This is a genomic window from Geobacillus sp. DSP4a (assembly GCF_013096875.1).
GTDB classification, from domain to species: domain Bacteria; phylum Bacillota; class Bacilli; order Bacillales; family Anoxybacillaceae; genus Geobacillus; species Geobacillus thermophilus.
This window is the reverse complement of the sequence record NZ_SDLD01000055.1, coordinates 1-14,204: the sequence shown is the minus strand read 5'-3', so window position 1 is coordinate 14,204 and position 14,204 is coordinate 1. Positions and strand designations below refer to the sequence as shown.

The 14,204-nt window shown below is 47.7% G+C and carries 11 protein-coding genes and 1 pseudogene; 5 read left to right on the top strand and 7 right to left on the bottom strand.

All coding sequences use genetic code 11. The features are described from left to right. Positions 1–229 (bottom strand): annotated as a pseudogene (locus ETC02_RS14835) (IS701 family transposase); the annotation flags it as partial. Positions 230–621: 392 nt separating this feature from the next. Here ETC02_RS14835 and ETC02_RS14830 point away from each other — a divergent pair. Then, positions 622–1,686, top strand: coding sequence for a mandelate racemase/muconate lactonizing enzyme family protein (locus ETC02_RS14830; protein ID WP_050368010.1), 1,065 nt, complete (start codon positions 622–624; stop codon positions 1,684–1,686). 27 nt (positions 1,687–1,713) lie between these two features. Here ETC02_RS14830 and ETC02_RS14825 read toward each other — a convergent pair whose 3' ends face one another. Further along, positions 1,714–2,847 carry an IS4 family transposase gene (locus ETC02_RS14825; protein WP_171698391.1) on the bottom strand — a complete coding sequence of 378 codons (1,134 nt, stop codon included), beginning with the start codon at positions 2,845–2,847 and terminating at the stop codon, positions 1,714–1,716. A 145-nt stretch (positions 2,848–2,992) separates the two neighbouring features. Here ETC02_RS14825 and ETC02_RS14820 point away from each other — a divergent pair, with 145 nt between their 5' ends. Both ETC02_RS14820 and ETC02_RS14815 read left to right on the top strand, forming a co-directional pair. After that, positions 2,993–4,162 carry a DUF819 family protein gene (locus tag ETC02_RS14820; protein ID WP_050368011.1) on the top strand — a complete coding sequence of 390 codons (1,170 nt, stop codon included), beginning with the start codon at positions 2,993–2,995 and terminating at the stop codon, positions 4,160–4,162. 52 nt (positions 4,163–4,214) lie between these two features. Continuing rightward, complete coding sequence (locus ETC02_RS14815) at positions 4,215–6,311, top strand: CocE/NonD family hydrolase (RefSeq protein ID WP_050368012.1); 2,097 nt, start codon at positions 4,215–4,217, stop codon at positions 6,309–6,311. Between the two features lie 168 nt (positions 6,312–6,479). Here the strand turns inward: ETC02_RS14815 and ETC02_RS14810 are convergent, their stop codons facing one another. From ETC02_RS14810 to ETC02_RS14800, 4 genes are all read right to left on the bottom strand, one after another. Then, the gene (locus tag ETC02_RS14810) at positions 6,480–7,613 is read right to left on the bottom strand and encodes an IS4-like element IS5377 family transposase (RefSeq protein ID WP_050368013.1); all 1,134 of its coding nucleotides are present in this window, start codon (positions 7,611–7,613) and stop codon (positions 6,480–6,482) included. An 80-nt stretch (positions 7,614–7,693) separates the two neighbouring features. Beyond that, positions 7,694–8,047 carry a S8 family serine peptidase gene (locus ETC02_RS14805; RefSeq protein ID WP_050368014.1) on the bottom strand — a complete coding sequence of 118 codons (354 nt, stop codon included), beginning with the start codon at positions 8,045–8,047 and terminating at the stop codon, positions 7,694–7,696. 107 nt (positions 8,048–8,154) lie between these two features. Then, entirely contained in the window at positions 8,155–8,283 is a 129-nt protein-coding gene (locus ETC02_RS18140; protein WP_256370913.1) for a hypothetical protein, read from the bottom strand. A 253-nt stretch (positions 8,284–8,536) separates the two neighbouring features. Then, entirely contained in the window at positions 8,537–9,925 is a 1,389-nt protein-coding gene (locus ETC02_RS14800; RefSeq protein ID WP_050368015.1) for an ATP-binding protein, read from the bottom strand. Positions 9,926–10,111: 186 nt separating this feature from the next. On the opposite strand from ETC02_RS14800, the gene ETC02_RS14795 reads away from it, so the two are divergent. Beyond that, positions 10,112–11,638 (top strand): FAD-dependent oxidoreductase, encoded by a 1,527-nt coding sequence (locus ETC02_RS14795; protein ID WP_050368016.1) that lies wholly within the window; start codon positions 10,112–10,114, stop codon positions 11,636–11,638. Between the two features lie 191 nt (positions 11,639–11,829). Further along, positions 11,830–12,792, top strand: a complete 963-nt coding sequence (manA, locus tag ETC02_RS14790) for a mannose-6-phosphate isomerase, class I (protein ID WP_033008876.1) — start codon at positions 11,830–11,832, stop codon at positions 12,790–12,792. 163 nt (positions 12,793–12,955) lie between these two features. Here the strand turns inward: manA and ETC02_RS14785 are convergent, their stop codons facing one another. Beyond that, entirely contained in the window at positions 12,956–14,080 is a 1,125-nt protein-coding gene (locus ETC02_RS14785; RefSeq protein WP_050368738.1) for a glycerate kinase, read from the bottom strand. Positions 14,081–14,204: the final 124 nt, after the last annotated feature.

The following is a 14,204-nucleotide window of genomic DNA, read 5'->3' as shown; positions in this document are numbered from 1 at the left end:
GCCTTTCCTCGTTCCAAGGGCTTTTCGTGAAAAAGTGACTGAGCGTCGTTCGATGATTCGGATGAAAGCTCCAGTAATGAATATCAGTCAATGTTCCCGAGAATCCCTTGGTGGTCAAGGCATCGACAATATGAATGAGATGCTTGATGACCGGTTTGGAAAGCTGCAGCGTCAACCCCAGCGTGAAGAAAAACTTGTGGATTCCTTGGTGATGTGCTAATCTATTCATGAGACATGAACCTCCTTGTGGATAGTTGGTGGTACATCTATTCTAACCAAGGAATCGGGTTCATGTCTCCTTTTTTGTTTAGTTGTCAATTTATGTCAGTGAATTTGCTCATCTACAGTTACTTAAAGGGGGTGATGGAATCTAAAGATATTTTTTGTACTTAATATCAAAAAATTTACAAAAATATAACAAAAGGGTCTTGAAAATAATTCCAACGGCGTATAATTACAGTTAATTTATTCTTTTTGTAATATTTTGTCGAATCATTCTACCATTTTAATATTAAGGAGGTAAATCAGACTATCAGAGAAAATTTAAGATATTCAAAACAAAGAAACTAGTTCCTACCTATCATACGAATTAATATGGAAATCTAGAAAGGTTGGTACAGAATGAAAATTACAAATCTCAAGGTAGAGAAATTAAAGTTAGAATTATTTAAACCATTGACTGTTGCCTTAGGAACTATCGAAAGTGTGGAAAACTTGCTAGTCAAGGTAGAAACTGATGAAGGTATTTACGGCATTGGTGAGGGTGCTCCCTTTGAATTTGTAACAGGGGAAACGTTAGAAACAGCTATTACTACTGCTCAACTTCTTGGTAATCGAATCATCGGGCAGAATCCCCTTAACATCGAAGGCATACACGAAATAATGGACAAGACAATTGTTGGCAACACTGCAGCAAAGGCAGCAATTGATATTGCTTTATATGATTTAAAAGGAAAATATATGAATGCGCCACTCTATCAAGTGTTAGGAGGCTACAGCAATTCTTTTTTAACGGATGTAACCATTGGCATTGATACACCGGAAACAATGGCAAACGAAGCGAAAGAACGGGTTGCTCAAGGTTTTTCTATTTTAAAGATTAAAGCTGGTCTGAATCCAGAACAAGATATCGAAGCAATAAAGCAGATCCGTGAAGCTGTTGGCTCCTCCATCCGATTACGAATGGATGCAAACCAAGGGTGGACCGCATCAGATGCAGTGAAAGTAATGAATGCCGTTGAAAAGTACCAAGTAGAAGCCGTAGAACAACCTCTACCTTCATGGGATATCGATGGCATGGCATATGTAAGGAAAAAGGTAACAATTCCTGTTATGGCGGATGAATCTGTTCATTCCCCAAGAGATGCATACCAAGTGGCCAAAAAGCAAGCTGCAGATGTTATCAATATTAAGCTGATGAAATCAGGTGGTCTTTACAAGGCAATGAGTATTAATAACATCGCAGAAGCAGCTGGAATTCAATGCATGGTAGGTTGCATGCTAGAAAGTAAGATTGCTATTACAGCAGGTGCTAGTTTAGTAGCTGCTAAGAAAAATATTACCGAAGCTGATATGGATAGCTTTTTATATGTAAAAGATATAGGAATTAATGGTGGATTACAGTTAGATCATGGGAAAATAACCCTTCCAGAAAGACCTGGATTAGGCATTGATTTAGATATGTAATATATTACATTCTACCACGAGTGTTGATTATCCAAAATTAGACATACGCCTTCCATAAATTTGGGCATACTCAAACAAAGCAGCGGCCATCCCGGATTTCCAATCGAGAGGAAGCTGCCCAGAGAAAAAACGGCGAACAAACGAAATGAAGGAAAGAGAGACGTTCGTCCGTTTTTTGGTTTGATCATACAGCCATCGCAGCAACACATACGCGATGAACGCCGCAAACAGTTGGTTGTATACCGCATTTTCCGTCGTGCCAAACAAGGTCGGGACATTCAGATATTGCTTCACCCGACGGAAAAAGACCTCAACAGTCCAACGTTGTTGGTACATGTCGGCAATGGTTTCCGCAGACGCATGGAAGAGGTTCGTCACGACCCGAATGTCGCGGCCATTCGCATCTCGAAAGATCACCACCCGGTGACGCTTGGTGGAGCGGCATTGTTTCGTCCCCAACTGGCACGTGAAGTCGGCTTGAACCGATGAAGATGTGCTGGAAAGGCGTTTCAAGCTTTTTTTCTGATGAAGTTCGATGTTGTCCTTCATCCGAATGACAAACAGCTGATGCTGCTCCACAAATCGATCGAGGCGTTCGATTTTGAAATACGCCCGGTCTTCCACCAGCACTTGTTGAGCGTTCGTCAACTGTTCTCCCACTGGGCCATCGTGACGCAGTCCGGTCGTTTCCACCACGTCTGCCGGCAGCGAGGATTCCGGCGAATACGCGACGTGCAGCTTCACTCCGGCGCGTTCGCCGTGATACGGCGCCCATGGCAGGCGGTTTTTCCCGACCGTGACGGTCGTCGAATCCACCACCCGAAGCGGTTTGGGAAACCGAAGCGAACGGCGGGTTTGGCGGTTGCACTTGGAAATGATCAACGCCAACAAGCGTTTCATGATGTCATAGGGAACTTCTTTCGCTTTCTTGGATACTGTGGAATAATGGAATCGCGGCAATCCATACAGAGGCCCCACATCGGCTCCGTGGCGAAAGCTTTTCCATTGATGCATGGCGGCCAGCAGGAAGAAGTGAATCAACTCGCGCAACGTAAAGGTTCGAGACGAATCACGATACCCAACCGCTTCGGCAATCCGTTGAATCTCTTCATCCGAAACAAGTTTTTGCATCAAATTCGGGAGTGTGGTATGCTTGTTCATAGAGAGCACCTCCTGGGTTTGTTTGTGTCGTTACTCACATTCTACAGGAAAGGTGCTCTTTTTTCTATACCCTTTGGATTTTATTGGATAATCAACACGCCTGACATTCTACATATTTACTACATTAAAAAAGGAGAGAGAAAAAATGAATGCATTATTCACAAGTACGGAAAGTCTACTAGCTATAATGGCCATCACTGTAGCATTAGGATTTTACCTACAACGATTTAAGCCTTTCAAAATGTTTGGCCCAGCACTTATCGTAATTATAATTAGTATTATTTTAGCTAATACGAGAGTGGTACCATTCGGTGCAGAAGTATATGGTGTCATTGCAACCTATGCTGTTCCACTATCTATTGCATTAATGTTATTAAGTGTTGATATTAAAGCAATGCTCAAATTATCCAAAAAACCACTATTTGCCATGTTAATTGCTGCAATTAGTGTCGCATTTGTAACCTTTATCGCAGGGTTGATATTCGCACCAATGATCGATGAAGGCTGGAAGATTGCTGGAATGTTCGTTGGTACATACACAGGTGGTAGCTCCAACTTAACTGCTATCGGATATGGCCTGAACGCATCACCAACTACTTTCGCCGCTGCAAATGCTGCAGACTATGTAATTGGAATTCCAACACTAATACTAATGTTTGCCTTTCCAGCAATTGCGGCAAAATCGAAATGGTTCCAAAAAGTATGGCCATATTCGTTAAAAGCAAATGAACTAGAGGGTGGCACAGAAGAATCAGAGGATCAATTTTTAGAAGAGAAAAAATGGAGTATCCAACATATCGCATGGAGCTTCGGTATTGCTTTCGTTATCGTAGCGCTTGCAACAGCACTATCTGGACTATTCCCAGATACGTTCCAAAGTGCAGCAAAGATTCTACTAGTTACAACCATTGCAGTAGCAATCGCACAACTTGAACCAGTGAAAAAACTAAAAGGGAACTTAGATTTAGGACTATTTGTAGCGTTATTCTTCCTAACCATTATCGGGTATATGGTAAATATTCAAGATTTCCTTAGTTCTACAGTAGTCATCGCTCTATTTTGTTTTGTAGTTATTGTATTTACTTTACTAGTACATGCAATTGTTTGTCGTTTATTTAAAATCGAATATCAATATGTGATTATCTCCATCGTTGCATCTATTGCTGATGGAACAACTTCAGCACTTGTAGCTGCTTCTGCTAAATGGAAAGCACTAGTTAGTATTGCTGTTGTACTCGGTGTTATCGGTTCTGTACTCGGTAACTACTTAGGAATTGGAACAGCATACTTAATTAAAGCTCTCATTGGAGCATAAGATTAACTATCTGCCCCGCTAAGGAGCAATCCATAATTAAAGGAGGATTGTTATGGAGAAATATAAACTATACCGTTCAGGCATACATGATGCAACAATTAGTTTCAAAGGAAATGATGTGGAATACAAAGAGAGAAACATCATGACCAATCAATGGTTAGAACCTGTAAGGTTAAAAGAAGAAAAAGCGAAGGAACTAGAAAACTACTATCATATTAACCCATTGAGTATTGCACAACGCTTCCATGAATTTAGAGAATTATTTCAACAAGATACCCAAAAAGTCGTAACCTCTTGGGGAGCTACTTATCAGAAGCAAGATGAAAATACTTGGGTCGAAAGGCAGAAAAAATTTCCCCTTGATGTCGTGATGGTAAATGGTGAGCCTGTAGCGTTTATTAGTATATCGAGGGAAAATTGTAGTGTTTTCGTGAAAGAGGGTTTTGAAGAGTATACACCCGTAAAACTTTGGGACCGAAACGACATCTCAAAAGCAGAGTATGGTGTTTGTTTTCATGGCACGTTTATGGTTGAAATGAGAGATAAGATTAAACTAGCGACAGATGTATGGCTTCCAAGAGGAATAGAAGGGCCAGTACCAGTTATTTTAGTAAGAACGCCATATGGAAAATCGATGTATTCCGGCTTCTATACAAATTTTATTCAACGTGGATATGGAATTGTCATTCAAGATACACGTGGTAGACAAGATTCCGAGGGGGAATGGATTCCAATGGCTTACGAGATGGAAGATGGCGATGACACATTGAACTGGATTGCTGAACAACCTTGGTGCGATGGAAACATTGGCATGATTGGTGCATCCTATGGCGGATTTGTTCAATGGGCTGCTGCAGCAAGTGGTAATCCACATCTGAAAGCTATGGTTAGTATCGTGACAGCGGGCAGTCCGTTTGTTGATATTCCTAGAAAAGGCGGTGCATTTGTCTCTGGTATATTGGCCTGGGCATTTGCCATGGTAGAAAAAGAATTTAAACCTGAAAATATGATTCGTGATGACTGGGATGAAGTTGTCAAATTCCGCCCAATAAAAGACATTCCTAAACATGCATTAGGAAAAGATGTTGCATTTTGGGATAAGTGGATGTCCCACCCAACGTATGACGAATTTTGGCGTCAATCCGATTGGTATCAATATAAAGAAAACATACAAGCTCCTGCAATGATCGTTTCTGGTTGGTATGATGATAATGGAATGGGAACGACCGAGGCTCTAGAAGTTGTTGCAGCTTATCCTAGCGAAAATAAAAAAGTAATTCTTGGCCCATGGATGCATAACGCAAACACAACAAGAGATATTCAAGGTATTGCACTAGGGAATAATGCCATCCGTTATGACTTGGACTTATATTACCAACTTTGGTTTGACCGAAAACTAAAAGGAATCGATAACAAAATCGATGCTGGTCCAGTAGTCGAATACTATGTTAATGGTGATAATACTTGGAAAACAGCACAACAATGGCCACCTGAAAATAGTTATTGGAAAGAAATGTATATAAGTAGTAATGGTAATGCGGTGTCATCCGATGGGGATGGAAAACTATCTTTTGAAGAAGCGATACAGGACGGATATGATGAATTCATCTATGATCCAGAGAATCCAGCACCACACTTAATCGACCTTTCTGAAAACGAAATTGGCGTTCCAGCCAACTATAAAGATGTTGAAAAGCGAGACGATATGCTCGTTTACACATCCGATCCACTAGATAAACCGGTAACTATTGCTGGTGATATCTATGTTAAACTTTATGCATCCAGCTCAGCGAGAGATACCGATTGGATCGTTCGATTAACGGATGTCGATCCTGATGGTAACTCTATCAAGTTAGCAGAAGGAGTCTTACGCGCTCGTTTCCGAGACGGTTATGATAAAGAAATGTTATTAGAACCAGGAAAAGTCTATGAGTATAATATACGTACTTCAAAAATTGCAAATACATTCCAAAAAGGACATCGTATTCGCCTAACAGTAACTTCTAGTGCAGATAGTTTTATCTTTCCGAATAGTAATACAGGAAATGATCCAGCAACAGATGTGGAAAGTGTAACAGCAACACAACGGATTTATCATGGTAAAACGTATAAATCTTGTGTGAGGTTGCCTATTGTATCGGAAAGTTAAACATATACACCCCCCCTTACATTCAAAATCCCCTAGTTTAAAAGCTAGGGGACTAACTTTACAAATAATCTTTTGAAATGTAAATACCAATAAAAAAGCTTTTCCGACAATTTAAACTGAACCCCCATCATTCAAGCAACAACTTCTCTCCATTAGCACGAGTGTTGATTATCCAAAATTAGACATACGCCTTCCATAAATTTGGGCATACTCAAACAAAGCAGCGGCCATCCCGGATTTCCAATCGAGAGGAAGCTGCCCAGAGAAAAAACGGCGAACGAACGAAATGAAGGAAAGAGAGACGTTCGTCTGTTTTTTGGTTTGATCATACAGCCATCGCAGCAACACATACGCGATGAACGCCGCAAACAGTTGGTTGTATACCGCGTTTTCCGTCGTGCCAAACAAGGTCGGGACATTCAGATATTGCTTCACCCAACGGAAAAAGACCTCAACAGTCCAACGTTGTTGGTACATGTCGGCAATGGTTTCCGCAGACGCATGGAAGAGGTTCGTCACGACCCGAATGTCGCGGCCATTCGCATCTCGAAAGATCACCACCCGGTGACGCTTGGTGGAGCGGCATTGTTTCGTCCCCAACTGGCACGTGAAGTCAGCTTGAACCGATGAGGATGTGCTGGAAAGGCGTTTCAAGCTTTTTTTCTGATGAAGTTCGATGTTGTCCTTCATCCGAATGACAAAGAGCTGATGCTGCTCTACAAATCGATCGAGGCGTTCGATTTTGAAATACGCCCGGTCTTCCACGAGCACTTGTTGAGGGTTCGTCAACTGTTCTCCCACTGGGCCATCGTGACGCAGCCCGGTCGTTTCCACCACGTCTGCCGGCAACGAGGATTCCGGCGAATACGCGACGTGCAGCTTCACTCCGGCGCGTTCGCCGTGATACGAAGCCCATGGGAGGCGGTTTTTCCCGACTGTGACGGTCGTCGAATCCACCACCCGAAGCGGTTTGGGAAACCGAAGCGAGCGGCGGGTTTGGCGGTTGCACTTGGAAATGATCAACGCCAACAAGCGTTTCATGATATCATAGGGAACTTCTTTCGCTTTCTTGGATACAGTTGAATAATGGAATCGCGGCAATCCATACAGAGGCCCCACATCTGCTCCGTGGCGAAAGCTTTTCCATTGATGCATGGCGGCCAGCAGGAAGAAGTGAATCAACTCGCGCAACGTAAAGGTTCGAGATGAATCACGATACCCAACCGCTTCGGCAATCAGTTGAATCTCTTCATCCGAAACAAGTTTTTGCATCAAATTCGGGAGTGTGGTATGCTTGTTCATAGAGAGCACCTCCTGGGTTTGTTTGTGTCGCTACTCACATTCTACAGGAAAGGTGCTCTTTTTTCTATACCCTTTGGATTTTATTGGATAATCAACACGCCTGTACTTTTTGGTGCTACACCAACAATTCCTTTTCCATTGTCCGTCGCTGCGATTATTCCTGCGACATGTGTTCCATGCCCTAAATAATCTGTGAAAATTGTTTTGTCTCCGCCATCATCATTGGTGAAGTTCAATCCGCCGATAATATTTTCTTTTAAATCGGGATGGCTAATATCGCAACCTGAATCCAACACAGCAACAACAATACCTTGCCCTTTTCGGCTTTTTTCCCAAACTTTTTGAGCCCCGATTATTTCTATACCTCTTAGAATGGTTTGCAAGTCATTGAATACGGACTTTATATTAGTTGTCTCTAATAACAATTCCTTCATTTCTCTTACCCCCTTTTCTCATTATTTAAAGTGAAATATATAAGCTGAAAACAAATAGAACAAACGAAACGCTTAAAATACAAACTACCGCTTTATCCGTATAGCTCTTACATCTCGATCATCTTTTTGCTTGGTGTCGTCGGGGTGATGGCGTATTTCCCGGATACGCGCATCGCGTTAATCGTCGACCCGGCTTGGTTGTTGCTGCTGACGGCCGTATACTTCGCGAGAGGCATGCACCGCCGCCACCGACACGAACAAGAGAAAAGACAAGCCGGATAATGGCGAAGCAAAACGGGGCTGACCCAAAAGAGCGGTAATGCTCCTATCTGGGGCGACATAGAAAAATAGACCAACACGAAAAACCCGGTAAAACCGAGGATTTCAGAGGTGGTCTCTTTCACATACTTCGGTTACATTTCATCAAAAAGGGACTTTTGAGTCAGCTCCGTTTCCTTTTCATTTGTTGGCAACTGCACAACCCGTCCCTCATCTTTCTTTGACGCCGATGTACGCCTGGCGCGGGTGGTTCGGCTGATCCGGATATTTCAATCGGATTTTCCCTTCGTCGACCAGCTTCCCTAAGTAGTTGGTGCGCAGCCCATCCGGCGTCCGTTCCAACAGCGTCGCCAACTCTTTCAGCCGCAGCGGTCGCTCGCAGCACAGGCGGACGATCATCTCTTCCATAACCGCCGGAGCCAACCGCTTTTTTCGACGTGCTAGTTCTGCCATCTCCCACAGCCGCTCATCGATCGCCTCGTTTCTCTCTTCTTCCTCTCTTTCATCAACAGATATAGCATTATTTACGGAGTTTGGTGTTTTATTAACGGAGTTTTCACCTTTATTAACGGAGCATGACGGGATATTTACGGAGTCAACCTCGTTTTTTACGGAGTTCGCCTCCCTATTCAAGGAGTTTGTCGAGTTGTTTACGGAGTTTTGTTCGATAATAACGGAGTTGAGCTCCTTATTTACGTAGTTGGCCTCGTTACTTCCGAAGTCCACGTCATGTTGATCCGCACCGTGTTCTATCCATGCTTGTTCTTGCTGTTGCAATGATTCATTGATTTCTGTTTCAATTGTCGCCCCCGCCTCAGCTGGAAACAACAATGGGCATAACGTCACGATCGTGCGGTCTGGATTCATTTGCTGCAAAATATCGACCGGCTGGACAAGCGCCCGTTCCTGCCAATCATGCATGCGCTTCAAACCGGATCCTGCGCGTTTGCATACATCGATCAACAAAAACATTTTAAAGATGTTCGGATTGCGCAGATTGCTCATTTGTCCAGCCATAGCGGCTTCAATTGGCAGGCGGAACCGGCCCGGGTTGGCAAATCGAAACGCCCCGTCCTCTTTTTCAACGGTAATGCCGCCTTCTTCCCCGTAATCGGCATGAACGATGGCATTAGCGAGCGCCTCGGCGAGCAGAGCACGCCCTTCCTCAAGCCAAACGTGGCGCTCCAACTCCGCCAACACGCGGAAATAAAAATCATAGGCGTTGCCGGACCACGTTCCATCCTGCGATGTGAACCGCTTCGCCCATCCTGCCGCCTTTGCACCGTCATATTCCCGGTATTCTAAAAAATATTGCGGCAGCACCTCGGTAATGATCCGCTCTTCGCTGAACATCACGAGTCCGGCGAGCGTCAGTCCTTCTTTGCTGCTGTCGCGCAGCTTGCCCCACGCGCCGATTTTGTATAAAAACTCTTTCGTCTCAAGACTGTTCCATGGATGCCCCGGTTTGGCGCGGGCAAACTGCTCCCGGTAATGGCTGACGGTCTCAAAATTGAGCTCGCTCAAGCTGTAATGCTCTAAAATGAAGCTGTCTGCCAACCCATTGGCGCGTTCATGAAACGAATGTGTATATTTATTCACTCTTGATCTTCCTTTAACATTATTTTTGCAAAACAGTCTTGACCTCTTTTTTTCTATTGTACCATCTTTTATTCTCCTTGCGGACGATTGCCAAAAAAAGAAAAGGGTTGTGGATATGTGGAATAACGGTCCATGGCAAAGAGCAAACTATGGAAAACCACTATTGACAGGCAAGGAGGCATCCGTATGTCATCCCTCCCTTCGGTCATAGAGCCGTATTGGCGTGATTCCGTGCCGCTTCCGTCCTTCCCGAAGCTCGAAGAAGACGTTTCGGTCGACGTCGTGGTTGTAGGCGGCGGCATTTCCGGCATTACAACCGCTTATTTACTGGCGACGCAAGGTGTGCGCGTCGCCCTTCTCGAAGCGGACCGGCTGTTGAACGGAACGACCGGCCATACAACGGCGAAGCTGACTGCCCAGCACGATTTGGTGTACGATGAATTCCTAAACCACTTTGGGGCGGAAAAGGCGCGCCTATATTATGACGCTTGCATGGACGCACTTGGCTTCGTCCGCCGCACGATCGAGCAGCACGGGATCGACTGCGATTTTTGCGAACAAGACGCCTACATATATACGACGTCTTCTTCATCATTACAAAAATTAGTAAAAGAATGGCAAGCGTACGAGCGTCTAGGAATTGACGGCGCTTTTGTCGAATCGATTCCGCTCCCGCTGCCGGTCACAGCGGCCGTCGTGATGAGGAAGCAAGCGCAGTTTCATCCGCTCAAATATTTGGTCAGACTGGTCGAAGCCATCAAACAGGCCGGCGGCATCATTTACGAGCACACGCCGGTCGCCGACATTGAACAAGGAGAGCGGCTGTCCGTCGTGACGCGCAGCAAACGGCGGGTCACATGCGACCACGTCGCCGTCTGTTCCCACTTTCCGTTTTATGACGGCGGATTTTATGTTTCCCGCATGTATGCTGAGCGCTCGTATGTCATTGCCATCACAGCTGCAGAGCCATACCCGGGAGGCATGTACTTGAGCGCCGACAACCCGAAGCGCTCGGTCCGTTCCGCAGCGGCAAATGGCGAGACGCTTATTCTCATCGGCGGGGAAAACCATAAGACCGGCCAAGGGGTGCCGACAATGCGCCATTATGAGGCGTTGTCCTCGTTCGCCTCGCAGTTGTTTACGGTAAAAGACATTCGTTACCGTTGGTCGGCCCAAGACTTGACGACGCTTGATAAAGTGCCATATATCGGCCCGATGACGGCAGGGACGCCAAACATTTATGTCGCGACAGGGTACCGGAAGTGGGGGATGACAAACGGCACAGCGGCGGGGATGATGTTGTCCGACCTCATTCTCGGCCGCGACAACCGGTATCGCGACTTGTACTCTCCGTCGCGCTTTTACGCCGACCCGAGCGTGCGGCAATTTTTCACGACAAACCTCGATGTCGCCAAACACTTGATCGTTGGAAAAATCGAACTAGCTGTTCGCCAGCCGCAAGATTTGGCGCGCGGAGAAGGGGCGGTCGTCTCGGTCAACGGGAAACGGGCGGGCGCCTATAAGGACGAGGCGGGAACGCTTCATGTCGTTGATACGACGTGCACCCATATGGGCTGCGAGCTGGAGTGGAACAGCGGCGACAAGACGTGGGACTGTCCATGCCATGGCTCGCGCTTCTCGATCGATGGCGATGTGATCGAAGGACCGGCGAAACAGCCGCTCGCGTGCATTGAACTTGATGACGCGAAGTGACGCGCTGACGCGAGACGGCGGCGCATGCAGAACATCGTTGCAGTGGACATGTCGACCTTGAGTTCCAATGGGGGTTGGGAGCGTATGTTCCTAACCCCCTTATCGTTTTCATTTGCCGATCGCGCATTTCGTGATAAGATGAAAATGAGAGTGGACTGTACGTTGCATGATGTTTTCGGGAGGGATGACGCATGGACTTTGAACCGATTTTTCTCACCCCTGTCTTCCAAGAACGGATTTGGGGCGGCACGAAGCTCGCCGAACGATTCGGCTACGACATTCCGTCTTCGCAAACAGGGGAATGCTGGGCGGTGTCCGCCCATCCGCACGGGCAGACAGTCGTCGCCCGCGGACCGTTTGCCGGGATGACGCTTGGTCAATTATGGGAGGAACGCCGCGATTTGTTCGGCCACTTCCCGTCTGATCGCTTTCCGCTGTTGACGAAAATTTTGGACGCCAACGCCGACTTGTCCGTCCAAGTCCACCCGGACGATGAATACGCCAAAACGCATGAAGGCGGAGAGCTCGGCAAAACGGAATGTTGGTACATCATCGATTGCAAGCCGGGCGCTGAGCTCATTTACGGCCATTACGCCGAGACGAAGGAGCAGCTGCGCGCCATGATGGAGGCGGGGGAGTGGGAGCGCTTGCTCCGGAAAGTGCCGATCCGCCCGGGCGACTTCTTCTATGTCCCAAGCGGCACGATCCACGCCCTTTGCGAAGGAACGCTCGTCCTCGAGACGCAGCAAAGCTCGGACACGACATACCGCGTCTACGACTACGACCGTGTCGACAGCCAAGGGCGCAGGCGGGAGCTTCATCTTGACAAAGCAATAGATGTCACGACTGTCCCGCACCGCGACATCGACATCCGCCCCCATGTCGCCGAATTTCCCGGCGCGACGGTGACGACATTCGTGGAAGGCGACTACTTCGGCGTCCAAAAATGGGACGTCCGCGGCGCGTTCGAATCAGAGCAGGCAAAACCGTTTCTCATCGTCAGCATCCTCGAAGGCGAAGGCGAGCTTGTCCGCAAAGGACAGACATACTTGCTTCGCCGGGGCGACCATTTCATTTTGCCGCATCAATTCGGCCGTTTCACCATTCGCGGCTCCCTCCAGGCGATCGCGTCGTGGCCGCGGACAGGCAAATAAACGACTGACTTCCTCAACCAATGGGTTGCAACATACAAAAAAGGTGTCCTCTTGCCTTTGGGACACCTTTTTCTATTGTCCACCCGAGAAGGGGACGGCTGAACAGAACATGCCGTTCAACAATAGGATTTCACCCATGAAGAAATCCCATCATCTTCCCCGCTTAGGAGAAAGATGTCCCTTTCATTTGACCGAGACGATACACAGAGGCAATATGCCGCGCCGTTTGCGTCACATACTGTTCCGCCTGCTCGAACGCTTTCTCAAGCGGAATGACGCCGGGAACAATTGTAAAGAGGGCGTCAATGCCATGGTCTAAGACGACCGCACTGTCGTCGCCTAACGAACCGGCGATGCCGATGACCGGGACGCCGAACTGCTTCGCCGTTTTGGCGACACCAATCGGCGTTTTTCCGAATATCGTCTGTCCGTCGATCCGTCCTTCACCGGTAATGACTAAATCGGCGCCTTTGACGCGCTCCGCGAGCTGAACCGTCTCGATCACAATATCAACGCCGCGCTTCAGCTCAGCCGGGAGAAACGCAAGCAGCCCCGCTCCCAAGCCTCCGGCCGCGCCGGCGCCGGGAATGTCGCCGACTTGTTTGCCGAGTTCGCGGCTGATGACGTCGGCATAGTGCGCCAAGTTCTGGTCGAGAACCGCGACCATATCCGGTGTCGCCCCCTTTTGCGGGCCGAAAATGGCGGACGCGCCTCTCGGTCCGGTGAGCGGATTATCGACATCGCATGCGACATCAATGCGCACGTTCTCTAGACGCGGATCGAGCCCGGACAAGTCGATCGACTGCAAATAAGCGAGCGCTCCGCCTCCCGGACCGATGTCCCGGCCGTCTTCGTCCAAAAGCCTTCCCCCAAGCGCCTGCACCATGCCGGCCCCGCCATCGTTTGTCGCGCTGCCGCCAATGCCGATAATCAAATGAGTGGCGCCGGCGTCAAGCGCTGCTCGGATCAGTTCTCCCGTCCCCCGTGTCGTCGTCACCAACGGATTACGCCGGTCGCGTGGGACAAGGTGCAGCCCCGAGGCAGCCGCCATCTCGATGACCGCTGTCTTCCCGTCGCCGAGCAAGCCAAAAAACGCCCGCACCGGCTCACCGAGCGGTCCGGTCACGTTCACTTCCACGATGCGGCCGCCAGTCGCATCAACAAGCGACTGCACCGTCCCTTCCCCGCCATCGGCCATCGGCACTTTCACGTACTCAGCTTCTGGAAACACCGACCGGAACCCGCGTTCCACCGCCTCGGCGACTTCGAGCGCCGAGAGGCTTTCTATGAACCTCCCCCACTTACGCCTGTAGGCGTTGAAGTGGGGGTTTCTTGCCTTTTTCTTTCCGGGTGTTTCACGATACACCGGGTTTCCCGTGTATCTCGTGACCAAGCACGGAAACACAACAGAA

Coding starts and splice junctions, on each gene's coding strand:
- ETC02_RS14830 (WP_050368010.1), top strand. CDS start 622: ATGAAAATTACAAATCTCAAGGTAGAGAAATTAAAGTTAGAATTATTT.
- ETC02_RS14825 (WP_171698391.1), bottom strand. CDS start 2,847: ATGAACAAGCATACCACACTCCCGAATTTGATGCAAAAACTTGTTTCG.
- ETC02_RS14820 (WP_050368011.1), top strand. CDS start 2,993: ATGAATGCATTATTCACAAGTACGGAAAGTCTACTAGCTATAATGGCC.
- ETC02_RS14815 (WP_050368012.1), top strand. CDS start 4,215: ATGGAGAAATATAAACTATACCGTTCAGGCATACATGATGCAACAATT.
- ETC02_RS14810 (WP_050368013.1), bottom strand. CDS start 7,613: ATGAACAAGCATACCACACTCCCGAATTTGATGCAAAAACTTGTTTCG.
- ETC02_RS14805 (WP_050368014.1), bottom strand. CDS start 8,047: ATGAAGGAATTGTTATTAGAGACAACTAATATAAAGTCCGTATTCAAT.
- ETC02_RS18140 (WP_256370913.1), bottom strand. CDS start 8,283: ATGCCTCTCGCGAAGTATACGGCCGTCAGCAGCAACAACCAAGCCGGG.
- ETC02_RS14795 (WP_050368016.1), top strand. CDS start 10,112: ATGTCATCCCTCCCTTCGGTCATAGAGCCGTATTGGCGTGATTCCGTG.
- manA (WP_033008876.1), top strand. CDS start 11,830: ATGGACTTTGAACCGATTTTTCTCACCCCTGTCTTCCAAGAACGGATT.